Origin of the sequence: Sphingobium lactosutens DS20 (genome assembly GCF_000445105.1) — a bacterium.
GTDB classification, from domain to species: domain Bacteria; phylum Pseudomonadota; class Alphaproteobacteria; order Sphingomonadales; family Sphingomonadaceae; genus Sphingobium; species Sphingobium lactosutens.
The window spans coordinates 122,851-145,371 of sequence record NZ_ATDP01000103.1 but is presented as its reverse complement, the minus strand read 5'-3'; the positions used below and the strand labels follow the sequence as shown (position 1 = coordinate 145,371).

The window sequence follows — 22,521 nt, the reverse complement described above, 5'->3', positions numbered from 1 at the left end:
CCATGATCTTCAAGCGATCCATCCAGCGCTATGGGCAGACGCCCGCTCCGGAAACCCCATGGCAGCGCGCCGGGCAGCTATGGGATGAACGCATCGGCTCTGCCCGCGTTCAGGCGCGCAACTGGCGATTGGTCGCCTTCTCCAGCCTGGGCCTCACCGGCATCCTCATCGCCTCCAATGTCTGGCAGTCGATGCAGAGCCGGGTCGCACCCTATGTCGTGGAGGTGGATCGGCTTGGTGAGGCGCGCAGCGTTGCTCCGGCGATCCAGAACTACCGGCCGACCGATGGCCAGATCGCATGGCATCTGGGCCGGTTTGTTTCCAACGTCCGCTCGGTCTCGACCGATCCGGTGCTGGTGAAGCGCAATTGGCTCGATGCCTATGACTTCGCCACTGACCGGGCGGCGATCTTCCTCAATGACTATGCGCGATCCAATGACCCGTTCGCCGGGATCGGGCAGCGCAGCGTGTCGGTGCAAGTGACGAGCGTGGTCCGGGCATCGGACAGCAGTTTTCAGGTCAAATGGACCGAGAGCATCTTCGAGCGCGGCAGCCTTGCGAAGACCGAGCGCTGGACGGCCATGCTGACCGTCATCATGCAGCCGCCCAAGACCGCCGATGCGCTGCGAAAGAACCCGCTCGGCCTGTTCGTCAACGCCATTGACTGGGCGCGCGAACTGGACGGCCCATCCTCCGCAGCAGGGCGGCAGGCTGGCCGTGCTCAGGTGCCGACAGATAATCTGCCGACTGCCGAACACGCAGAACTTCCGAGCGAGCCGACGGCCGCCCCCATGTCAGCAGTTGCGCCGGCACCAGTCCCCACCACCGATGAGAAGGGAGATCGCCCATGATCCGCCTGTCCCTGCTGCCGCTTCCGATCCTGGCCCTTGGCGCTTGCGCTGGCGCGACGCCGCCTCCGGCCATCGCGCTCGATGCCGCCCGGTTCCAGCCTGCCACCCGTGAAGCAGAACCGCCCAGGCCCGTCGAGATCGTCACCGTTCCGCAGCCGCTGCCCTTGCCGGGACAGATGCTGCCGCCGCCATCCGCGACGAAGGAGACCGGCGCCCCTACCGCGCGGGTGGAAGCCGCGAACAGAGCGGCAACCCGTGAGCCTTCGAGCGCAGGCTATATCAACGCGATGCAGGTCTATCCCTGGACCGACGGCGCGCTCTATCGTCTCTATGCCGCGCCGGAGCGGGTAAGCGATGTCACGCTCCAGCCCGGCGAAAAGCTGCTGGCCGTTTCGGCGGGCGATACGGTGCGCTGGGTCATCGGTGACACCACCAGCGGCTCGGGCGACGATGCCCGTGTGCATGTGCTGGTGAAGCCCTTTGCCCCTGGGCTTGTCACCAACATGGTCATCGCGACCGACCGGCGCGCCTACCATCTGGCACTGGAGAGCACCGACCGCACCGCGATGGCAGCGATTAGCTGGACCTATCCGCAGGACAGGCTTCTGGCCTTGCAGCGGCAGAACCAGCTTGCCGAGCAGGCCAAGCCGGTTGCGTCCGACATTGTGCTGGCCGACCTGCGCTTTGCCTATGCCATCACCGGCGACAATCCGCCGTGGCGCCCGGTCCGGGCATGGGACGATGGTCGCAAGGTCTATATCGAGTTCCCGGCCCGGCTCGATCAGGGCGAAGCTCCGCCATTGTTCGTCGTTGGCCCGAGTGGTGGCAGTCAGCTCGTCAATTATCGCGTGAGCGGCAATCACTATATCGTCGATCGGCTCTTCGGTGCCGCCGAACTGCGACTTGGTGAAAAACCGCAGCAGGTCGTCCGCATCAGTCGGACCGACGCCGGGGTTGAGGGGAAGCGCAAGTGAGCGCGGGCGAAAATTCTCCCGCCAACGGCGCACGGGCTGACGATGTCGTTGCCGCTGAACCGGAGGCGACGTCAGCGCCGCAGAAGGTCGCACCAGAGGGACTGGTGCTGCGTGCCAGCCCCCGCCGCGTTGTCCGTTTCCGGCGCGGCGTCATCATTGGTGGGGCGGCGCTTGGCTCGCTGGCGATTGCCGGCGTGACGTGGATGGCGCTCGGGTCGAAGACGCTGCACATCGTCGAGGCGGGCAGCGAGAAGGCCGTCAGTGACCGCCGCACGCCGGCCGACGCCGTTGCCGATCTGCCCGGCGATTATAGCAAGGTCAAAGCCGGGACGCCGGTGCTGGGGCCACCGCTGCCGGGAGACCTTGGCCGTCCGATCCTTGAACATCAGCATGGGCTCGCCAATCAGGGAGATGGTCCCGGCGCCGGGCACACGGCGTCGACTGCCGCCGAGCAGGCAGCCGAAGCCGAACGCCAGCGGATCACGTCGCAGGCGCATCAGGCCCGCGAGGCCGGCGTGATGGTGCAATCATCGGCACACGTTGCGACTAGTTCGGCGAGCGATGCTGCCGGGGCCGCCGTCGCAGGACAACCAGTGGCGACCGGCGAGGCCGGGCGTCTGGCTCTCGATCCCGATAAGGACCAGAACAACCAGCAGCGCAAGATCGACTTCATGGCGCAGCAGGCAACCGGGGGAACGGCCAGTGTCCACCGGCTCGAAACACCGGCATCGCCCTATCAGTTGATGGCGGGAAGCATCATTGTCGCCAGTCTCGTCACCGGGCTGAACTCGGACCTGCCCGGCATGGTCGTCGCGCAGGTGACGGAGCCGGTGTTTGATACGGTCACGGGCCGGACCTTGCTGATACCGCAAGGCTCGCGGTTGATCGGCAGCTATGACAGTGTCGTTGCGTTCGGGCAGAAAAGAGCGCTGCTCGCATGGCAGCGCATCATACTGCCCGATGGCAGCTCGATCCAGATCGACAATCTGCCAGCGACCGATGCGGCGGGTTATGCGGGCCTTGCCGACAAGGTGGATTTGCACAGCTGGCAACTGCTGAAAGGCGTGGCGCTATCGACCCTGCTGGGCGTCGGCACGCAGCTTTCGCTCGGCAGTGATGAGAGCGATCTTGTCCGCGCGATCCGCCAGTCCACGCAGCAATCCGCCAATCAGGCGGGACAGCAGATCGTCTCAAAGAACCTCAACATCCAGCCCACGATCACGGTCCGCCCCGGTTGGCCGCTGCGCATCGTCGTCCACAAGGACATCACCCTGCGGCCCTGGGGCGGCGCTCGCTGAAAGGAGGAAACCATGCTCAAGCTGGCAAAACTGCCCGACCGTACCCCGATCAAGATCGGGCTGACGGTGACGCCCGATCTTGCAAAGGCGCTGGGCGACTACACCGCGATCTATAATCGCACCTATGGCGACAAGGCTGAGATGGCTGATCTCATTCCGGCCATGCTGGAGGCATTTCTTGCCAGCGACCGGGTGTTCGCCAGGGCGCGCAGGGATGGGGAGGGAGGGCCATGAGGCGATACATCGTGATCGGTCGGCTAAAGCATAGCTTTCAACGTGGCTGGGAAGGCAAGATCAACACCCTTACCCTTCGCCGACAGATCCGTTTGGTGCCGAACGATGATCGTGGAAGCAGTCATGCCCCCGCTTCCCGCATCACGCTGGGATGGCAGCACATTGAGAAAGCATGGGAAAGCGAGACCTGCAAGCAGCCCTCGCGAACCTATCTGCACCTTCCGATTGAGGATCCGCATTGTCCGTTAGATGCCTTCCTCTTTCCGGATGCGGACGCCGATTGCGCAAGCCTGATTATGGACTGTGGCAGGAAGGCGCCATCCGGCCATCCGACCAGGGAGGATTCGGATGGCTGAAGCTGAGCCAGTTCCGGAGCGGTTGCTGAGGTTGGATGAGGTAATGCGGCGCGTCGGCCTCGGAAAGTCGATGATCTATCGTCTGATCTCTGAGCGACGCTTCCCGCCGCCCTACAAAATTTCTCCCTTTGCCTCTCGCTGGAGCGAACGTGAGATTGTCGGCTGGATCGCGGATGTCAAAGACGGGTTTGAAGGCAAAAAGCGATCGATCTGAGCTACATTGATAGTTCCTAGCCTCGCAATGTCCTGAAATCCGCGTCTCACCGGCGATTATGAAAAGCGGTGACGATGCGCCCGATGCGCTCCGCTGCTGCGACGACCCGCCGCGCATCACCAAGCGAGGCAGCGAACGGCTTATTGATCACCACATGTTTGCCAGCATCAAGTGCTTGCACCGCATGATCCGCATGAAGATGGTCGGGGCTGGAGACGACCACGAGCTCGATGTCGGGCAGCGCCAGCATCTCCTCCACGGTCGCCGAGACAGCGACGTTTGCAATGTCGGCGTGAACCTTGCCCTGATCGCGTGATACGACGGCGCGCAACGACAGGTCGCGCGCAGCTCGGATATAGGGTGCGTGAAAGGCACGCCCACCAAGGCCGTACCCGATCAAGCCAACGCCAATGGGTTTGCTATGGTCAGTTTCTTTCGTGGTCTGCGGGTATTCTCGCTGCCAACGAATGCAACGCATCAATGTCCTTGAATGCGCCAGCAGCAAAGGTTGCATGGCCCTCTGCTGCTGGCGCTAAGCTTCAAATGGGATAGTGACCGGGCTGGGTTTCGATCGTGACCCACCGGGTCTCGGTAAAGCTGTCGATGCCCTGCCGTCCGCCAAAGCGACCATAGCCCGATGCTCCAACTCCGCCGAACGGCATCTGGGCTTCGTCATGAACGGTGGGACCATTGATATGGCAAATGCCGGACCGAATGCGCCGCGCGACCGCCAGACCCCGTGCCGCATCCCTGGTAAAGATCGCAGAAGACAGGCCGTATTCGCTGTCGTTCGCCAGTTCTATCGCATGATCCGCATCGCGCGCGCGGATGACGGCGACGATCGGGCCGAAACTTTCATCGCGGTAAAGTTTCATGGTCGAAGTGACTTCTGCAACAATGCTGGGCTGGATAACGACGTCGCTGGCCTTGCCCCCGGTCACGACGGTTGCGCCCTTGGCAACAGCGTCGTCGATCAGATCGTTAAGATGGTCGACGGTTTTGCGATCGACCACTGCACCAAGCGGCGTTGCGCTATCGCGAGGGTTGCCCGCACGCATCGACCCGACCTTGTCGGTGAATTTCTGCAGGAACGCATCCGCAACCGACTCGACAACGATAATCCGTTCGGTCGACATGCAGATCTGCCCCTGATTCATGAACGCGCCGAAAGCCGCCGCCTTCACGGCTTCGTCCAGATCCGCGTCGTCCAGCACCAGAAACGGCGCCTTGCCGCCGAGTTCCAGAAGGCAGGGCTTTAGGTGTTCGGCAGCCCGGCGGGCAATGATCTTTCCGACGGTAGTAGATCCGGTAAAATTGATCCGCTTTACCTCAGGAGCGTCGATCAGAGCGCCCACCACGTCCCCGGCATCCCGCGGGGCATTGGTGACGATGGACAGCACGTCAGCCGGGAGACCTGCTTCCTCGAACGCCTCGACTATGAGGCTGTGAGTCCGAGGGCAGAGTTCGCTCGCTTTGAGAATGACGCTGTTGCCGCATGCGAGCGGGACCGCGACGGCTCGGACCCCCAGAATGATCGGCGCATTCCATGGTGCGATACCGACTATCACGCCAACCGGTTCCTTCATCGCCATCGCGACGCATCCAGGTTTGTCGGATGGGATTACCTCGCCAAGAATCTGCGTCGTAAGCGCCGCGGCTTCCCTGACGATGCCTGCAGCCAGAGCAAGATTGAAGCGCGCCCAATTTTCAGCGGCGCCTACCTCGTCCATCATGGCGGTGACGAACGCGCTCTCCTTGGCCATGAGTGCATCGGCTGCCCTGTTCAGAACGGCGCGCCGCGCATTGGGGCCGAGCGCAGCCCAAGCGGGAAACGCGTCGCCCGCGCGCGTGGCGATCGCGCGAACGGCATCGACGGTCATGGCCTCAGCTCGCGACGCAACTTCGCCGGTAATGGGGTTCAAGCGTTCGAATTCCGGCATTTTCTCTCTCTCCTGTTTCTAACCTCGTGAACCCGTAGCAAATAATAGTTGGACATCCAACTATTATTTGCTACGGGGAGCGGGACGGCGCTCCCAAGACGCCGGGCCAGGAGAGGGAAGGAAAAAGATGGTTTACCCCCGCATCGCAAAGATTTGCTCGGTAAGCGTGATGGCATTGGCCAGCGCGAGCCTGTGGCAGCCTATGGCGCAGGCGCAAACGACTGCAGATACGCAGGATGCTGCCGCGACCACCGACGCTAGTACCCCCGCCGAAGCCGATATCGTGGTCACCGGATCGCGCCTGGCGTCGACCGGTATGGCGCAACCTACGCCGGTTACGGTCATGAGCGCTGAAAACCTGCAAGCGGCCTCGCCCAAGGGACTGGCTGAAGGCGTTCTGCAGTTGCCGAGCTTCAACGGCTCCAATTCACGCACGGCTGGCGGCGCCGCCGCCAATGCTGGCCATAGCTATCTCAACCTGCGCGGGCTCGGCATCAACCGCAACCTTGTGCTTCTTGACGGTCGCCGCGTCGTGGCGACCCAGGATACCGGTGCGGTCGATATCAACCTCTTTCCCCAACTGCTGATGAAGCGGGTGGAGGTCGTGACTGGCGGCGCATCGGCTGCCTATGGTTCCGATGCGGTGGCGGGCGTCACAAACTTCATCCTCGACGATCGCTTCTCTGGCATCAAGGGTCTCGCATCGCAGGGCATCAGCCGATATGGCGACAGCAAGACCACACGCCTGTCTCTTGCGGGCGGCGCGTCGTTCCTCGATGGCAAGCTGCGTGTCGTCGGCAGCTTCGACTTTACCCGTGATACGGGCGTCGAAGGCTACGCCATCGGTGGTAAGCGCCGTGCCTGGCAGGAGCGGGGGCGCTTTCTGATCAACAACCCAGGAGTGACCGCCGCCAACCCGGCCTCGCCCAGCAATCCTACGTTGATCGTTGGCGATGATGTTCGGTTCCCATTTGCGACAGATGGTGGCCTCATCACCTCAGGGCCGTTTGCTAACACGCAATTCCTACCCGGCGGCGCGACCGCGCCGATGGTTTACGGTGCGAACCGCACAGGTAGCACGATGTCGGGCGGAGACGGCGCGACCGCAGCGGGAACGGGCACTCTGTCCACACCGCTGAACTCCAAGGTCGCCTTTGGCCACGTGGCTTATGGTGACGCGCAAAGCGTCGAGGTCTTCGCCGAGGGCATGTTCTCGCGAACCTATGCGACGAATAACGCCGGCGCCAACAGCTACGGCTTCAACGCCACGGCCTATCGCATCTTCGGCGACAATGCGTACCTGCCGGCAAATATCCGGGCGGGCATGGCGCCTGGCGACAGCTTCACCATGGGTCGATGGAACGCGGACCTCGGCATTTATCAAAAGCAGGTTCTGACCAAGGTGTATCGTGGCGTAGTCGGCGCCCGTGGCAAATTGGGCTCAGCCTGGGACTGGGACGTCTATTATCAGCACGGCACGACCAAGGGCGACTTCACCGGCGGCAACGGCATCATCACGGCCAATCTCTACAATGCCGTCGATGCGGTGGTGAACCCGGCCAATGGCCAGATCGTCTGCCGTTCCACGCTCACCAATCCAGGCAATGGATGCGTGCCGATCAATCTGTTCGGCGTGAATTCGGCGTCGCAGGCGACGAGAGATTATGTGTCGGGTGACCCGTTCGCCTACCAGACGCTCAAGCAGGACGTGGCGGCGGCGACCTTGCGCGGATCGCCTTTCTCGACGGCCGCCGGGCCGGTCCAGTTCGCGCTGGGCTATGAGCATCGGCGCGAAGGCCTCAAGCAGGTGGTGTCGCCCTTGTCGACCATCAGGCAGGATGGAGGCGGCGCACGCGGCTTCCCCGCCAGCCTGATCGGCGTCCAGGGAGGATATTTCCTTGGCAACTCCGCTCCGGCAAATGCGAGCTACAACGTCAATGAGGCCTTTACCGAAGTCCAGGTGCCACTCGCACGGGATCAGGCCTGGGCACATTCGCTGGAATTCAATGCTGCGGGCCGTGTCACGCATTATTCCACGGCCGGCACAGTTTGGACCTACAAGGTTGGACTGGACTATGCCCCCGTGTCGGACGTCCGCTTCCGCGGCACCCTCTCGCGAGACATTCGGGCGCCCAGCCTTGGAGAGCTTTACCTGCCGCAGGCTCAGACCATCGCTGCCGTGCTCGATCGTCAGAATAACAATGCGGCCGTTACTGCTACGATCCAGTTGCCCGGCAATCCCAATTTACGTCCGGAAAAATCCGATACGAAAACGGTCGGTATTGTCCTCACCCCGACCTTCCTGCCAGGGTTTAGCGCCTCGGTCGATTATTACGACATCAAGATCAACGACGCTATTGGGCGCTTGTCCAACCAGCTGACGGTCGATCAGTGCGCAGCAGGCAATGCCGATGTGTGCAACCTCATCACCCGCAGCAACGGCGCTATTTCGTTGATCTCTACGCCAAATCTCAACCTTGCGACGCTCAAGACGCGTGGTCTGGACGTTGAGGCGAACTATAGCTTTGGTCTGGGCACTCTCTTCGGCGCTCCATCAAGAGCCTCAATTCGCGCCTTGGGTTCCTATGTGGCGAAGCTTGAGACCACGACGCAGGGGTCCGCGCCGGTGGATCGTGCCGACCAGACCCCGTTCCAGACGACGCTGAGCGCTAATTTCGACATCGGACGCTTTTCAGCGCTGCTTCAGGAGCGCCGGGTCGGGCCCCGCGAAATTGACACCACCTATTCCCCATCGTTCATCGGGCGAAACCGGATCGGCGCCGTGTGGTACACCGATCTCAACATCACCTATCGCCTCGGCGGCGCGCTCGAGGGCGTCGAGATATTCGGCGCAGCTAATAATCTGTTCGACCGTAATCCTCCCACGGGCAATGTTCCCTATGGTGTCGGAGGCGCGCCGACGCTCGTCCAATTCTATGATGTGGTCGGCCTCTATATGACCGGAGGTATTCGCTTCAAATTCTGAGCTTCTTCAGGCGTGGCCGCGACAAGCCTCGTTGCCGCCGCGCCCGAAGATCAAAAAGATACTTGGGACAGGAGACCTTTCATGAGCAACTCTTTGAAGAAAATGATCGCTGGTTCGCTGCTCGGCTTGAGCGCATTGGGGAGCCAAGGTGCTCTTGCCCAGTCCTGCGATCGTGCATGCCTGACTGGCATCATGAACAGTTACCTTGATGCTTTGCCGCTTCATGATCGCACAGCCTTACCGATCGCTGCCAATGCGCGGGAGACCGTTAACGGGCGGGAATCGAAGGCTGAGTCCGACTATCTTTGGCAGTTAATCGACGGCGTTCCCTACCGGCAGATTTCGGCCGATCCCACCACAGGTGAAGTTGCGTTAGTGGGCGTGGTGACTGAAGGCGGCGCGCGCGGCCCTTACTGGCTGCGCCTGAAGGTGCAGAATCGCAAGGTCACGGAGATCGAGCAGATCGTTGGCGCGCGCACCGCTGGCGGCGTGCCTGGGCTCGCCGCGCCCAATCCCTATTTCGAAGAGGTGTTGCCCAAAGAGAGCCGCTCCACGCGCGAGCAGCTGATCGCAATCGCCGACAGCTATTTCGAAGGGCTGGAAAAGCATAGCGGTGTCGGCGTGCAGACGGCGCCCAATTGCCGCCGTTTCGAAAACGGTAACCAGACGTCGCTGAATCCACTCGGCAACAACTGGCCGTGTGACGAGATGGACGATTACGTCTACATGGACAAGATCAAGGAGCGACGTTTCCCGATCGTGGACGTTGAGCGCGGGGTTGTAGTCGGCGCTATGGTCATCGAGGTTTCTAAACCCAAGGCTCCGGCAGTCCCAATCCCTAATCCTGGAACCGGTCCGAACCCGCAGAGCATCCCCTTGTTCAGCCGTCCGCATGACACGATGATTCAGGAGGTCTTCAAGATTTCCAACGGCAAAATTCAGGAAATCAACGTGATCAGGCACGACATGCCCTATCGTTGGGGCAGCGGGTGGTGATCTCCTATTGCAGCTGTATCGACCCAGAAGGGCCAAGGGGCATGCAACCATGAAGGTCGCGGTCGTGGGCGCGGGCGCTATGGGCATGTTGTTCGGCGGCCGCCTGGCCCGAGCTGGACACGACGTCATGCTGATCGATGTGGACGCCGCCCGCGTCTCTGCGATCGACGCGCACGGCGTGACCGAGAATGGCGCCGCCGTGTCATGCCGGGCGTTCCTGCCGGGGACCGCGCCGCGATCTATGGCTGACTTGTTGATCGTCTTCACCAAGGCAACACATACCGTGCCCGCCATCCGCCAGAATGCCGCACTGCTGCGCCCTGGGGGCGTGGTGCTGACGGTTCAGAATGGGCTCGGAAATGGCTCAGCCATCGCGGCGGAGGTTGGAGCGGATCATGTGCTGGTAGGCATTACCAACTGGCCCGCCGATCTCGAGGGGCACGGCGAAATACATGTGAGCGGAAGCGGCATGGTAAAGCTGTGGAGTTTCGATGGCGAGGATCGCCCCGTCGTTCATTCCATCGCGGATGCGCTGGAGGATGCGGGGCTGAATGCCTCAGCCGAGCCATCGGTCGATTCCGCGATCTGGACAAAAGTAATCTTCAACGCGACGCTCAACGGTATTGCCGCGCTCACCGGACTCACGGTGGGCCAAATTGGCGATATCGAACCCACACGCGCACTGGCGATGCGTCTGGTCGCTGAAGGTGTGGCGATTGCCGGGGCGAGCGGGATTACGATCGACGAAGAGGAGGTTCGCTCCTCCGTTGCGTTCGCTTTGACCCATCATCGCGATCACAAACCGTCTATGCTTCAGGACGTGGAAGCTGGCCGGCGAACCGAAGTCGACGCAATCCAGGGTGCGCTGGTGAATGCGGCTTATCGCCACGGCATCGCGGTTCCGGCCCTTGAAACCTGCGCAGCCCTGTTGCGGGGTATTGACGCGCGCAACGCGCCCGCCTCGCTTCAACAATGATTCCCCTGTCTGCTGCCGCATGGCCGCTGGAGTAAAGAATGTATACTAGCGCTACAGCCTTCCTCGAAGCCCTCGTCGAACAGGGGATCACCCACGCGTTCGTCAATTTGGGCAGTGATCATCCGGGCCTGGTTGAAGCGATTGCAAGAGCGCGGGCTCTGGGCAATCCCGTGCCGCGCATGATTACCTGCCCCAACGAGATGGTCGCTCTGAGCATGGCCCAGGGCTACGCACAAGTCAGTGGTCAGCCGCAGGCGGTCATCATCCATGTCGAATGCGGGACGCAGGCGCTTGCGGGCGCTGTTCACAACGTAGCGAAGGGCCGTGTGCCCGTCCTTATTTTCGCTGGCTCCTCACCCTTCACGCAGGAAGGGGAGATGGTCGGTAGCCGCAACGAGTTCATCCAGTGGATTCAGGATGTCCACGATCAGCGTGGACTGGTCCGTGGTTATATGCGCTACGATAACGAAATTCGTACTGGCGCGAATGTGAAGCAGATGGTCCACCGGGCCATGCAGTTCGCTAAATCCGATCCGAAAGGGCCGGTCTATCTGATGATGGCGCGCGAAGTGATGGAGGCGGAATGCGAGCCACGCGACATCGATATGGATCGGTGGCAGCCACTGGAGCCCACCTCACTCGGAGCCAGTAATGCTCGGAAGCTGGTCTGTGCTCTTGCAACCGCCAAACGGCCTTTGATCGTTACCTCCTACGTGGGCCGCAACGCTGATGCGGTTGATGCACTGGCCGAATTGAGCATGCGCCTTGGTATTGGGGTCATCGAGTCGGTGCCGAGCTACGTCAATCTTCCGCATGACCACCCCATGTATCTCGGCAATTACTGGAATGAGCCGAGCCGCAATATCGCTCTTGCGGAAGCCGACCTTGTCCTTGTGATCGACAGCGACGTTCCGTGGATTCCTACAAAGAATAGTCCGGCGGACGACGCGCGTGTCTATCATATCGATGTCGATCCCCTGAAGGAACAGATGCCGTTATGGTACATCGAGCCCCATGGCAGCTTTCGTGCGGACGCGGGTACCGCTCTGGCGGAGATGCTTCACGCACTAGATGATACTGCCTTGCAGGACACCGACGTGGAGGAGCGTGCGGCGCATTATCGCGCCATGGCTGCGGAGCGACGGCGCGCGCTGGAAGACAGGGAGCAATCGGGCGGTGGGCTGTCTATCGGCCGGCTCATGGCGGCGCTGCGGCAGCATGTGGATGCCAACACGATCCTCCTTAATGAAGGTATCACTAACTATCAGCCTGTCTTCGACCATTTGGCGCCCACGCAAGCGGGTACGATGTTTGCGAGCGGTGGCGGTTCGCTGGGTTGGAACGGGGGCGCGGCGCTGGGAGCCAAGTTGGCCCGGCCGGATGCGACCGTCGTGGCGGTGACGGGCGATGGCTCCTACATGTTCACGACACCGTCGAGCGTTCATTGGATTTCCCGCCGATACAATGCGCCCTTCCTACAGGTCGTTCTCAACAATGACGGGTGGAACGCGCCGCGACACTCCGCGCTCGCCGTCCACCCCAGCGGCTATGCGAGCCAGGCGGACGATCTCGATCTCAGCTTCTCGCCGGCACCCGATTATGGCGGCATCGCAGCTGCCTCTGGCGGGGCAGCATCTTTCGTTATCGACGCCGACAGTGATGTTGATGTGATATTGCACCAGGCGTTTGAAGCGTTGGAGCAGGGCCTTTCCGTCGTAGTAGAGGCGCGGCTGTCATGATCCTCAGCGGGGCGGACCCGGTAGGCGGCGATGACCGTGCAACCAACATCGGCGCCCTGATTGATAGAGCGCCTTGGAGTCCGTATCAGAAGCTTCTGCTTTGTCTCGTCTCGCTGGCCATTCTGCTGGACGGGTTCGACAATCAGGCGCTCGGGTTTGCCTTGCCGCATATTCTACGCGACTGGAAATTGGCCAAGGCTGACCTCTCCATGGCGCTTGCCGCTGCGCAGCTCGGGATGTTCTTCGGCGCAATCGGCGGCGGCCTCATCGGCGACCGGCTCGGACGAAAATCTGCTCTGGTGGGCAGCGTCCTGCTTTTCGGGGTCGCTACTGCGTTGATCGGGCTGGCTGACGGTCCCGGTACGCTTGCTGCTCTACGCCTTTGCGCCGGTATCGGTCTCGGCGCAGCTTTTCCCAATGTCGCCGCGCTTGCGGCGGAATTCACGCCCGCGAGACGCCGCAGTCTTGCCGTGGTCATCACCATTGTATGCGTGCCCCTCGGCGGGGTGATTGGCGGCACTGCCGCATCATTTATCATGCCGCTTCTGGGATGGCGCTCGCTCTTTGTCGGTGCGGGCGCGGTGACGCTTGCGATTTGCGGCCTAATCGTCATCGCATTGCCCGAATCTGTCCGCTTCCTTGCGCGGTCACCCAAAAATGCCGATCGGGTCGCAGCCATCCTGCGTCGAATGGGCATTGATCCGTCAGACGGCCTGCCTCTGCTGATGTCCGAGGGATGCACCGTTTCAGAGAAGCGGCATTCGGAAGGGTCGATCTTTGCATCCAGTCTGAGGCTAGACACACTTCTCCTGTGGACCGCGTTCTTCTTCTCGCTCATGTCCGTCTATGCAGCCTTCAATTGGCTTCCTACGCTGCTAGCGGACGACGGTCATGACATCGTGGTTGCCAGCAGAGGACTTGTAGCCTTCAACCTTGGCGGGGTTGTAGCGGCATTGTGCGGCGGCTGGGCCATCAGTCGTTTCGGCTCGAGGGTGACTATGGTGACGATGGCGTTTGCCGCCATCCTGTCGGCTGTCGCCCTCGCTTTTATGCCGACCGCCACCCTTTCATTGCCCATGCTCTTCACCTTGCTTGCGCTTGAGGGCGGCTTCATCAACGGCGTGCAGACGACGCTCTATGCGCTTGGATCAGCAATTTATCCGACGTCACTTCGCGCATCTGGTGTGGGGGCCGCCACGGGCATCGGCAGGGTTGGCGCAATCGCCAGTTCCTTGCTCGGAGCTATGGTAATTGGCTGGGGTGCGGCGGCGGGCTTCCATTGGTCAATAGCCATTGTCATGTTCGTAGTCGCTCTTGCTCTACTTGGGATCCGGAACCATGCTCGGCCCGCAGTCGTGACTCGCGCATATTGAGTGCAGTGCAGCGGAAATTTCTCTACCCCTCAGCTTTATGGTACAGCGGCATCAATGGCGTTTGATACGCCGCAGAACCGTATCGTTTAAAGCAAGGTAGATAGATGGACGTCGAACCCTCGGCAGAGCTGAAATATGAAGACGGAGGGGACAGTTCGACGCGGGCTACTGAAGGTCTTGCTAATGTCATCGGCTACCACCTGCGTCTAGCACAGGAGGCATCGTTCGCAGCCTATGCGCGGCGGGTCGGAGACACCCACATATGGCCCGGCTGGTATTCACTGTTGCGGATCATCCACGACAATCCAGGCATTAACCAGACAGAGCTCAGTATCGCTGCGGGACGCGACAAATCAACCCTTACAACGTCACTGCGAGAACTGGGCAAAGCCGGCTTGGTAGTAAAAACGCGGGACGGCAGTGACCGTCGTAATCTTCGACTTTCTTTGAGCGCGAACGGGGAAGAACACCTGGCGCGGCTGGAAAATCATGCTTTGGCACATGATGCGGAGATCGATCGTATCGTGGGCAGCAATGAACGCGCGAGATTCCTGGATACTCTGAAACGGCTAGCATCCGAACTAGCGAACCAATGTTGAACCGCAGTGAGTAAACTGAATGGTGTTAAAGTATTGCTGATTGCTTCCTTACTACTGCACAACCCGCGCGGGTTTTTCATTTAGGGACACAAGTGTTGATTGCCACTGAGATGTGACCCGGGGTTTCCATTGAGAATTGGCTCTGACTCACTTTTGCTGGTGGTTAGCCTCATGTTGCCCCTACCAATCGGGCCTCGAGCAGATCGAGCTTTGCCCGGCCATACATCTGTCGCTTGATAAGTTTAAGACGCGTGATCTGTCCCTCGGTCTGGCCGTTCGACCATGGTGAGACGATTGCGTTTCGGACGTAAGCGCCGACGGAAGGTGGCGTTGACGCGGCTTGTCAGGCTTTCCGGCGTGTCCGCGGCGCCCATTTTTTCGCGAGCGCTTCCAGCCTTGCCTCGATCAAGGGGATATCGGGCTGGGCGTTGGGATCATGGTCGTCGCCGAGAGTATCGAGCGCTTCTTCATCATATTCATGCTGAGGGTCGCCGAGCGCTTCGAGCTTTTCGGCATAGCCCCATGGCCCGCCACAGTCCTCCGGCGGGCGCATGCCTACTGCATCGAGGATGAGCGGATATGTCAGGTGCGGGCTGGCCGCGCTGACGCGCTCGATCTTGACGCTATGCTCGATTTTAGCCCACAAGTCTTGCAAATGTACGGTGGGTTCGATAGAGAGACCCTCCGTCGAACTCAGGTGACAAGTATCTGTTTTCAGGCGAAAATGTCGATGTGGTACTTTTCGTGGCATTTGGGTCAGTAGTTTCGAATATAGGCTCTGTATATCAGTCACTTAGCCGTTGAGTGCGAATCCCTCCCTCTCCGCCAATTTACATCGACGCATGTCTGGCGATTGCCGTGTCTGAGCTGTGAGCCGATGCCAGGCGATCTGCCATTTATGCGGCTATCCGGGTTTTTCCTGGTTTCCACGATACATGCCCGCCAGCTTGAGCGTGTTCATGGGCAGACCGAAGATACCGCTTTCAAACTCGTGGCGATACAATCCTGCGAGATGGAGACTCGCTCAACGCGCGGCCTCAAGCTCCTGATGAAGGTGATGTCGACACAGGGGGCGTGGAGGCGCCCCGCCTCATGCGCGCGTTTTCCCGGATGGGAATGCAGATAGGTTGATATAGTCTGCGGCCGTCGCCAGTCTGATCCGGGCGTCCATAGAAAAAGGCCGCCCCAGCGTGGGAGCGGCCTTTCCTTTGTTCAAATGGCGACTCAGAAGCGGAATTTCAGGCTTGCGCGATAGCTCTGATATTCCACGTCGCTGCGCCAGGCGGTCGTATCCGCCGACAGGCTGATGTCGACATTGCCGGTCGTGACGGTCAGGCCACCACCGATTTCCGCCCAGTTCTTGTCCTGACCGCCCAGCGCGAAGGGTGCGAGCGGGCCGGTGCCGCCGATCAGGTTCGCCTGCAGGAAGGCGGGCTGATCGCGGAACTCGTGGACGTAATTGGCGGTCAGATAGGGGCGGAAACCGCCGCGATCGGACTTGACCGTGGCGCCCAGGCGGCCCTGCGCGCTCTGGATCGCCTTGCGCTGGATGACCAGCGCTGCATCCCCGCCATATTCAGCCAGATTGCCCGAGCTGATATAGGCGCCACGCAGCGCCGCGCGCGGCACGATGCTAAATGCGTCGGTGCCCAATGCCTTGCTGAGGCCGATTTCACCCGACAGCGCCAGTTCCTGGTCGCTGCCATAGAGGGTGTAGGGCGTCGTGCCGACCGAGAAGGACCGGCGCGAGCGCGTTGCCATGGTGCCTGCGCTGCCGACCGCGTCGAGCTTCAGCCCGCCAAGGTCGAACGCGCCATAGACGGTGCCCTGATACAGGCGCGCCCGGCCCCAGTCGCTGGCGGCCGTCTTGCCCTTCAACTCGCTGAACGAGGCGGAAAGACCAACGACGCCATTGTCCCCGAACGCCTTTTCCACACCCAGCGCGGCATACCAGCCGTCGAACGTGTCGCGGCCCATCGGCATGATCGAGCGCATCGGCTGCGCTTTGCCGTCGATATAGCCGCCCGCAAGGAACGCGCTCATGTCGTCGGGCAGCACGCCTTCGCGCGTCACGCTTTCATTACCGCCCTGGTCCATGCCGAGGTCGATATTGTTGAGGCTTGCGGCTGCCAACTGCATCGGCTGGCCCGTCATGGTCAGCGTGCCGCCCATGGCTCCGCCATCCAGCTTGGTCAGGCGGTCACGATAGAAACGCGCCATATTATCGTTGAGCACTTCGCTCATCGACGTCTTGAGCGTTTCGGTGCGCGGCGCCATCGCCTCCAGCGTCGCCTGGATGCCCTCGACGCTCAGCAGGTCCGCCTCGCCATAGAGATTGGCGTAGTTGGCGTAGAGCGACCGGTTCTGGTCGAGCAGCTGGGCAAAGCTGGTCTGCGTGACCGATGCGCCATTGACGACATCGGCATAGAGCCCGGCGTCGATGCGCATGGAAACGGCATTGTCGCTGTAGCTCAGCACGGGCTTGAGGATCGCGGTCAGCTGCGCGGGCTGTTCGAAGCTGCCCTCGACACCGCCTTCGGCCGTGACGAAAGTATAGCTGTCGCCATAGCGCGGGCGGGTGCCGCTGGTGGCGCCGATGGCCACGCGGCCACCGACCGAAGCGACGCCGTCATCGCCCGCTTCGCTGGTCTTGACCGCCAGCACGTCGGACGTGCCATTGGGGCCGATATCGATGTGCAGGGTGCTGCCGGACGTGAGGATCGCATTGCCCTCGACCGTCAATGTGCCGACCGTGCCGACGCCGCCGGGCGCGATCGTGCCCATGACGTTGGTGAGGAAGGGGGTGCGCACCGTGCCGCTGCCAGATAGCAGGCCCGACAGCAGGAAGTAATCGCCGGTGCTGTTGAGCGCACCATCGACATTCACGCGGCCGGCCAGATGGGCTACGTCCATCTCGCTGGTCAGCGATCCTTCGCTGGTGATGTCGAGCGCGGCTTCCGTGCCCGAAATCGTGAAGCGATCAATGGTCACGTCGGTGTCGAGCGTGGTGGTGCCCGCCGCGCTCAGCGTCACGTCATAATAGCGGCCGATGATGCCTTCCGACGCGACCGGATCGATATTATTGGGGACAAATCCGCTCGCGCCGGGCAGGCCGTTGGCCAGCGTCGCGTCGGGCAGGGCCGTCGCGGTGACGTCGCCTTCCGCCTGCGGCTGCGCGGTCGTATCCAGCGATACATTGGCGGCGGTGGGGCTGCGCTCGGCGATTTCCACCTTGCCCTTGTTGTTCGTGACGGTCTTGCCGCCCGTGCTGGTGGCGGTTTCCGTCCCGTCCGTCACCGGTTCGCCATCGACGATCAGCGTCTGCGTGCCGACATCATAGCAAATGTCCGACGAGCCGTCGGTCGGCTGATAGCAGAGCTGGCCGAACTTCTGCGCGTCATCCTGGCCGAAGGCGCCCGCGCCCGGCGAGGTCGGAACGCCGTTCACCAGCGAACCGGTGCTGTCGATGATCCGGTAATTGGGGTCGAGCGCCGTCACCCAGTGATCGGCGTCGCTCCAATTGCCATCGCCCGCCTTGGCGGTGGCGTAGCGATACGGGTTGTTTTCCGCGATCCAGTCCCAGAACAGGTAGAGCGGCTGATAGAAGGACGTGCCGCCATAGGAGCTTTCGGGCTGGTCGAAGAAATAGCGGCTGCCGCCCGACAAAACACCCAAAATCGTCTTTTCATCGAACGTCTGATCCAGGATCAGCGGGCCGCCTGAGTCGCCGCCCGCCGTATTGCCTTCATTGGGCAGCGCGTCATCCTTGAACGCGTTGAAGTCGAACGGATTTTCGCGATCCGGATCGTCGAAATCCGTCTGGTAGAGATTTTGCGTATAGCCGCCGGCCGAGCCGAACAGGAAGCTGTCGACATCATCCAGCGAGCCAAGCATGCCGAGGAAATTCTCGGCCGTCTTGCGGCGGAAATCGATGCCGCCGCTATTGCCGGTCGTGCCGCTGCCGGTGCGGCCATAGCCGGTGATGGTGACATGATAGCCGGTGCCGGCCGTTTCGCTGATCGCGTCGGGCGCGGGCAGGGCGGAAAACAGCATCGTCCATGTCGGCACATCGGCGGCGGGCGTGTCCAGCGTCGCCATCGCGACGTCGCCATAAAGGAAGCTGAGCGCCGGCGGATCGAGCGAGTCGGGATGATAGGCGATATTGTTGACGTTATAGACGCTAAGCGATGTGTTGGTGCGATAGCCGTTCGAAATCCAGTCGATCAGGCCCGGACGGGCGTCATTCTGGAAGGCGAAGGCCACGGGTACGCCGCCATTGACCGTGCTGTAATCAGGCGTCGTCAGGTCGTTCACGCAGTGGGCCGCGAAGATCACGGTCCGCGGATTGATCAGCGTGCCGGTGCACACAAATCCGTCGTCGCGATACATGATGCCGACGCCGTTCACGTCGCTGCCGTCGACAATGTCGTCCGGAGTCAAATTGTCGTTCGGCACGACCGCCTGTGCGGCAGGTGCGATGCTCAGCGCTGCGGCAGCGACGGAGGCAAAGAGGCTGGAACGACCGGCGCGCGCCAGCATCCCCGCCCCATTCTTACGAATGTGCATGATAAACTCCCCATAGACCGGAGGCGAAGCTAACCAACGGAATTGGCGAAGACAATTGGCGGGGCAAATAAAGTTTATGCCTGTCGTAAATTAGTCACTGTGCTGCCGATCGACTTTCATCGGGACTGGCCGTCTCTGTGCCGCTGGTCCATCTCGTCTGTCTTTCGCCTATCACGTCTTTGCCCTGCTTGCGTCGCTGACTGTTACGCGCACGTTCCGTCCATCTGGTCCTGCCTTGCGTATCGCGGCTCTTCTGCTTAAGCATGAGGGCAAGTTCCGATCCCAAACGGGGTCGGCGATACAGAAGAAGCGAGTTACGGCATGGTGCAGCAGAGCCGCCCATCGCCGCAGAGTTCCGGCCCGTCCGGCGGTTATGTGGGCAAGCATGCCCGTTCCGGATCGGGCAATGGGAGCAAGGCTGCGGCCATTCCTCCCCCGGCAAAGCAGCGGGGCTTTTCGTCCGCGGGCGCGCGTGACCGGCGATCCTATGCCGCCATTGATCTGGGCACCAATAATTGCCGGCTGCTGATCGCCAAACCATCGGCTGACGGGTTCATCGTCGTCGATGCCTTTTCGCGCATCGTCCGGCTGGGCGAAGGATTGGCGTCGTCGGGACGGATCAGCGACGCGGCAATCGACCGGGCCATCGCGGCCCTCTCCGTCTGCGCCGACAAGCTGCGCCGCCGCCATGTGACGCTTGCGCGATCGGTCGCGACCGAAGCGTGTCGCCGCGCATCCAACGGATCGGAATTCATCCAGCGCGTCTATCGCGAAACCGGCATCGCGCTCGACATCATCAGCGCGCAGGAAGAGGCGCGACTGGCGGTGCTGGGCTGTCATGCCTTGCTGGAGCCGGGCGACGGGCCGGCACTGATCTTCGACATTGGCGGCGGCTCCACCGAACTGGTGCTGGTCGACGCGCATGGTGACGGCGCGCCGCACATCGTCGATTGGGTGAGCGCGCCCTGGGGCGTCGTGTCGCTGACCGAAAGCGAGGCGTTCGATCATGACGATCCGGCCGAGCGGCTGGCCGCCTATGGCCGCATGCGTGCCCGCGTGTCGGAGGCGTTCCTGCCGCTCGCGCGCCGCCTGCCGCGCGACGCGCAGGGCATCCGCCTGCTCGGCACATCGGGCACGGTGACGACGCTGGCCAGCCTGCACCTCAACCTGCCGCGCTATGACCGGCAGGTGATCGACGGGTTGATCGTGCCGTGCGACGCGATGCGCGCCATATCGGACCGGCTTTCGGGCATGGCGCTGGCCGAGCGGCAGCAGCTTCCCTGCATCGGGACTGAGCGCGCCGACCTCGTGGTCGCGGGCTGCGCGATATTGGAATCGATCCTCGACATCTGGCCGGCGGAGCGGCTGGGCGTCGCCGATCGGGGCATTCGCGAAGGCATTTTGCGCGGCCTGATGGATCGCGACGGGAGAGCGATGTGAGGGGTGCGGGCGCAGGCAAGGTCCGGGTCAAGACCGCGAAAGGCCGCACCGCGCAGTCGGTGCGCTGGCTCGAGCGCCATCTGAACGACCCCTATGTCAAGAAGGCGAAGGCTGAGGGCTGGCGTAGCCGCGCCGCCTTCAAACTCATCGAACTGGATGAAAAATTCCATTTCGTGAAGGGATCGCGCGCGGTCGTGGATCTTGGCGTCGCGCCGGGCGGCTGGGCGCAGGTGGTGCGCAAGATGGCGCCCAAGGCGGCGGTGGTGGGCATAGACCTGCTGCCGACCGATCCCATCCCCGGCGTCACCCTGTTCGAAATGGATTTCATGGACGACAAGGCGCCAGACCTGCTGCGCGAGGCGCTGGGGCAGGAGCCGGACCTTATCATTTCGGACATGGCGGCCAACACCGTCGGCCATGCCCAGACCGATCATCTGCGCACCATGGGCCTGGTCGAGGCGGCGGCGCAATTCGCGGTCGAAAATCTGCGCAAGGGCGGCACTTTTGTCGCCAAGGTGTTTGCCGGCGGCACGGATGCCGAACTGCTGGCGGTGCTGAAAAGACATTTCACGACGATCAAGCACGCCAAGCCGCCGGCCAGCCGCAAAGGCAGCGTCGAATGGTATGTCGTGGCGCAAGGGTTCAAGGGCAGGGCGGACGATCCGGCCTGAACGGCCGGACCAAGGGGGGCATTTGGTCGCAACGGTTTCGACGGTCGCCTATCTGGGGCTGGAGGCGCGCGCCGTGGAGGTGCAGTGCCAGCTGGTCCCCGGCCTCCCTAATTTCATCCTTGTCGGCCTGCCCGACAAGGCGGTTGCCGAAAGCCGCGAGCGGGTGCGCAATGCCATCGCCGCGATCGGCCTGTCGCTGCCGCCCAAGCGGATCACAGTGAACCTGTCGCCTGCCGACCTGCCGAAGGAAGGATCGCATTTCGACCTGCCGATCGCGCTGGCTTTGCTGGGGGCGATGGGCGTCATCGATGCCGAAACGCTGTCGGGCTATGTCGTCGTTGGGGAATTGGGGCTGGACGGGCGGACCGCGCCGTCGCCGGGCGTGCTGCTGGCCGCGCTGCACGCCGGCGGGCAGGATATGGGGCTGGTCTGTCCCGCCGCGCAGGGGGCGGAGGCGGCCTGGGCCGGGCAGGTGGAAGTCGTCGCCGCGCCCGACCTTTTAAGCCTGCTCAATCATTTCAAGGGCACGGCCGCGCTGTCGCCACCGCAGCCGGGGATCATCGAATCGCCGCTGCGCACCGCCGACCTCCGCCAAGTGAAGGGACAGGAAGTCGCCAAGCGCGCGCTGGAAATCGCGGCAGCGGGCGGCCATAACCTGTTGATGGTCGGGCCGCCGGGTGCGGGCAAATCGCTGATGGCCAGCTGCCTTCCCGGCATTTTGCCGGACATGATCCCGTCGGAGGCGCTCGGCATTATGTAGCAAACGCACCAGCGTAAGGATAGATGTAATCGCCCGCGCTGCGTAATGTCATCATATGACAGACTACATGGTAACAGGGCTGGTGAAGCGCCGCGCCGCGCTCGCTGGTGATATGAAGCGCGCTCAAGAGGCGCTTTCTCAAATGGCGCGCGATCTAGAAACGCTGGACGCGGCTATCAAGCTGGTAGCGCCGGATATGGAGATAGAGGCGATAGCGCCCAAGTTCGTCAAGCCGCCCGAAGATTGGTCGCGCAGGGGCGAAATGAGCCGTCAGGTTCTGTCCATCCTCCGCACATCCCCCAAGCCTCTTACGGCCCGTGAAATCGCCTCCAGAATGATCGTGGATCGCGGGCTGGCCGCTACCCCTAAGCTGCTGAACCTGATGACCCGGCGCGTCTCCACCTGTCTGCGCGATCGGCGCGAGCAAGGGCTTGTGCGTAATCCGGATACGCGGGTTGGGCTTTGGATGGAGTGGGAGGTGGTGCGTTAGCAGATGCAATTTGCCAACAAGCAGTGTTTCAGACATAGCACCCGTACGGATGACATTG

General features: G+C 62.0%; 19 protein-coding genes and 1 pseudogene. 16 read left to right on the top strand and 4 right to left on the bottom strand.

What is annotated here, in order from left to right; all coding sequences use genetic code 11:
* Positions 1–2: 2 nt before the first annotated feature.
* From trbF to RLDS_RS0128685, 6 genes are read left to right on the top strand one after another with little or no spacing between them, the layout of a single operon-like run.
* Entirely contained in the window at positions 3–851 is an 849-nt protein-coding gene (trbF, locus tag RLDS_RS47975; protein ID WP_021224532.1) for a conjugal transfer protein TrbF, read from the top strand.
* Entirely contained in the window at positions 848–1,825 is a 978-nt protein-coding gene (gene trbG / locus RLDS_RS47970; protein ID WP_021224533.1) for a P-type conjugative transfer protein TrbG, read from the top strand. The genes trbF and trbG overlap by 4 nt, the downstream gene beginning before the upstream one ends.
* Positions 1,822–3,123 (top strand): TrbI/VirB10 family protein, encoded by a 1,302-nt coding sequence (locus RLDS_RS47965; RefSeq protein WP_021224534.1) that lies wholly within the window; start codon positions 1,822–1,824, stop codon positions 3,121–3,123. Before trbG ends, RLDS_RS47965 begins: the two co-directional genes overlap by 4 nt.
* A gap of 12 nt (positions 3,124–3,135) precedes the next feature.
* Positions 3,136–3,357 carry a DUF2274 domain-containing protein gene (locus tag RLDS_RS47960; RefSeq protein ID WP_021224535.1) on the top strand — a complete coding sequence of 74 codons (222 nt, stop codon included), beginning with the start codon at positions 3,136–3,138 and terminating at the stop codon, positions 3,355–3,357.
* Positions 3,354–3,713 carry a DUF736 family protein gene (locus tag RLDS_RS47955; RefSeq protein ID WP_021224536.1) on the top strand — a complete coding sequence of 120 codons (360 nt, stop codon included), beginning with the start codon at positions 3,354–3,356 and terminating at the stop codon, positions 3,711–3,713. Before RLDS_RS47960 ends, RLDS_RS47955 begins: the two co-directional genes overlap by 4 nt.
* Positions 3,706–3,927, top strand: coding sequence for a helix-turn-helix transcriptional regulator (locus tag RLDS_RS0128685; RefSeq protein WP_031297364.1), 222 nt, complete (start codon positions 3,706–3,708; stop codon positions 3,925–3,927). The genes RLDS_RS47955 and RLDS_RS0128685 overlap by 8 nt, the downstream gene beginning before the upstream one ends.
* Before the next feature lie 46 nt (positions 3,928–3,973).
* Here RLDS_RS0128685 and RLDS_RS47950 read toward each other — a convergent pair whose 3' ends face one another.
* On the bottom strand, positions 3,974–4,441 hold the full coding sequence (locus RLDS_RS47950; RefSeq protein ID WP_236616786.1) for a Gfo/Idh/MocA family oxidoreductase: 468 nt from the start codon (positions 4,439–4,441) through the stop codon (positions 3,974–3,976).
* Positions 4,442–4,466: 25 nt separating this feature from the next.
* Positions 4,467–5,867 carry an aldehyde dehydrogenase gene (locus RLDS_RS47945; RefSeq protein WP_021224539.1) on the bottom strand — a complete coding sequence of 467 codons (1,401 nt, stop codon included), beginning with the start codon at positions 5,865–5,867 and terminating at the stop codon, positions 4,467–4,469.
* A gap of 127 nt (positions 5,868–5,994) precedes the next feature.
* On the opposite strand from RLDS_RS47945, the gene RLDS_RS47940 reads away from it, so the two are divergent.
* From RLDS_RS47940 to RLDS_RS55485, 6 genes are all read left to right on the top strand, one after another.
* A complete protein-coding gene (locus RLDS_RS47940; RefSeq protein ID WP_021224540.1) occupies positions 5,995–8,853 on the top strand; it encodes a TonB-dependent receptor domain-containing protein in 2,859 nt (952 codons plus the stop codon).
* Positions 8,854–8,934: 81 nt separating this feature from the next.
* A complete protein-coding gene (locus RLDS_RS47935) occupies positions 8,935–9,849 on the top strand; it encodes a hypothetical protein (protein ID WP_021224541.1) in 915 nt (304 codons plus the stop codon).
* 49 nt (positions 9,850–9,898) lie between these two features.
* Positions 9,899–10,825: a ketopantoate reductase family protein gene (locus RLDS_RS47930; RefSeq protein ID WP_021224542.1), complete on the top strand. Its 927-nt coding sequence runs from the start codon at positions 9,899–9,901 to the stop codon at positions 10,823–10,825.
* A gap of 38 nt (positions 10,826–10,863) precedes the next feature.
* Positions 10,864–12,564: a thiamine pyrophosphate-requiring protein gene (locus RLDS_RS47925; protein WP_021224543.1), complete on the top strand. Its 1,701-nt coding sequence runs from the start codon at positions 10,864–10,866 to the stop codon at positions 12,562–12,564.
* Positions 12,561–13,937, top strand: coding sequence for an MFS transporter (locus tag RLDS_RS47920; protein ID WP_021224544.1), 1,377 nt, complete (start codon positions 12,561–12,563; stop codon positions 13,935–13,937). The genes RLDS_RS47925 and RLDS_RS47920 overlap by 4 nt, the downstream gene beginning before the upstream one ends.
* Positions 13,938–14,041: 104 nt before the next feature.
* A complete protein-coding gene (locus RLDS_RS55485) occupies positions 14,042–14,536 on the top strand; it encodes a MarR family winged helix-turn-helix transcriptional regulator (protein WP_084514635.1) in 495 nt (164 codons plus the stop codon).
* Between the two features lie 343 nt (positions 14,537–14,879).
* On the opposite strand, the gene RLDS_RS57035 is transcribed toward RLDS_RS55485, so the two are convergent.
* On the bottom strand, positions 14,880–15,329 hold the full coding sequence (locus tag RLDS_RS57035; RefSeq protein WP_236616787.1) for a plasmid pRiA4b ORF-3 family protein: 450 nt from the start codon (positions 15,327–15,329) through the stop codon (positions 14,880–14,882).
* Positions 15,330–15,760: 431 nt separating this feature from the next.
* Complete coding sequence (locus tag RLDS_RS47910; RefSeq protein WP_031297370.1) at positions 15,761–19,102, bottom strand: autotransporter domain-containing protein; 3,342 nt, start codon at positions 19,100–19,102, stop codon at positions 15,761–15,763.
* 321 nt (positions 19,103–19,423) lie between these two features.
* Between RLDS_RS47910 and RLDS_RS47905 the strand changes: the two genes are divergently transcribed.
* From RLDS_RS47905 to RLDS_RS47890, 4 genes and pseudogenes are all read left to right on the top strand, one after another.
* Entirely contained in the window at positions 19,424–20,542 is a 1,119-nt protein-coding gene (locus RLDS_RS47905) for a Ppx/GppA phosphatase family protein (RefSeq protein WP_021227571.1), read from the top strand.
* Positions 20,539–21,213 carry an RlmE family RNA methyltransferase gene (locus RLDS_RS47900; protein WP_021227570.1) on the top strand — a complete coding sequence of 225 codons (675 nt, stop codon included), beginning with the start codon at positions 20,539–20,541 and terminating at the stop codon, positions 21,211–21,213. The genes RLDS_RS47905 and RLDS_RS47900 overlap by 4 nt, the downstream gene beginning before the upstream one ends.
* 22 nt (positions 21,214–21,235) lie before the next feature.
* Positions 21,236–21,961: pseudogene (locus RLDS_RS47895) on the top strand (magnesium chelatase domain-containing protein); the annotation flags it as partial.
* 94 nt (positions 21,962–22,055) lie between these two features.
* The gene (locus RLDS_RS47890; protein ID WP_201767502.1) at positions 22,056–22,463 is read left to right on the top strand and encodes a hypothetical protein; all 408 of its coding nucleotides are present in this window, start codon (positions 22,056–22,058) and stop codon (positions 22,461–22,463) included.
* Positions 22,464–22,521 lie beyond the last annotated feature (58 nt).

What these genes read in the sequence shown, in the direction of transcription:
- RLDS_RS47950 (WP_236616786.1), bottom strand. Translation starts at nt 4,441, where the DNA reads ATGCAACCTTTGCTGCTGGCGCATTCAAGGACATTGATGCGTTGCATT.
- RLDS_RS47955 (WP_021224536.1), top strand. Translation starts at nt 3,354, where the DNA reads ATGAGGCGATACATCGTGATCGGTCGGCTAAAGCATAGCTTTCAACGT.
- RLDS_RS47935 (WP_021224541.1), top strand. Translation starts at nt 8,935, where the DNA reads ATGAGCAACTCTTTGAAGAAAATGATCGCTGGTTCGCTGCTCGGCTTG.
- RLDS_RS47920 (WP_021224544.1), top strand. Translation starts at nt 12,561, where the DNA reads ATGATCCTCAGCGGGGCGGACCCGGTAGGCGGCGATGACCGTGCAACC.
- RLDS_RS47925 (WP_021224543.1), top strand. Translation starts at nt 10,864, where the DNA reads ATGTATACTAGCGCTACAGCCTTCCTCGAAGCCCTCGTCGAACAGGGG.
- RLDS_RS47910 (WP_031297370.1), bottom strand. Translation starts at nt 19,102, where the DNA reads ATGCACATTCGTAAGAATGGGGCGGGGATGCTGGCGCGCGCCGGTCGT.
- RLDS_RS55485 (WP_084514635.1), top strand. Translation starts at nt 14,042, where the DNA reads ATGGACGTCGAACCCTCGGCAGAGCTGAAATATGAAGACGGAGGGGAC.
- RLDS_RS47930 (WP_021224542.1), top strand. Translation starts at nt 9,899, where the DNA reads ATGAAGGTCGCGGTCGTGGGCGCGGGCGCTATGGGCATGTTGTTCGGC.
- trbF (WP_021224532.1), top strand. Translation starts at nt 3, where the DNA reads ATGATCTTCAAGCGATCCATCCAGCGCTATGGGCAGACGCCCGCTCCG.
- RLDS_RS0128685 (WP_031297364.1), top strand. Translation starts at nt 3,706, where the DNA reads ATGGCTGAAGCTGAGCCAGTTCCGGAGCGGTTGCTGAGGTTGGATGAG.
- RLDS_RS47905 (WP_021227571.1), top strand. Translation starts at nt 19,424, where the DNA reads ATGGTGCAGCAGAGCCGCCCATCGCCGCAGAGTTCCGGCCCGTCCGGC.
- RLDS_RS47940 (WP_021224540.1), top strand. Translation starts at nt 5,995, where the DNA reads ATGGTTTACCCCCGCATCGCAAAGATTTGCTCGGTAAGCGTGATGGCA.
- RLDS_RS47960 (WP_021224535.1), top strand. Translation starts at nt 3,136, where the DNA reads ATGCTCAAGCTGGCAAAACTGCCCGACCGTACCCCGATCAAGATCGGG.
- RLDS_RS47945 (WP_021224539.1), bottom strand. Translation starts at nt 5,867, where the DNA reads ATGCCGGAATTCGAACGCTTGAACCCCATTACCGGCGAAGTTGCGTCG.
- trbG (WP_021224533.1), top strand. Translation starts at nt 848, where the DNA reads ATGATCCGCCTGTCCCTGCTGCCGCTTCCGATCCTGGCCCTTGGCGCT.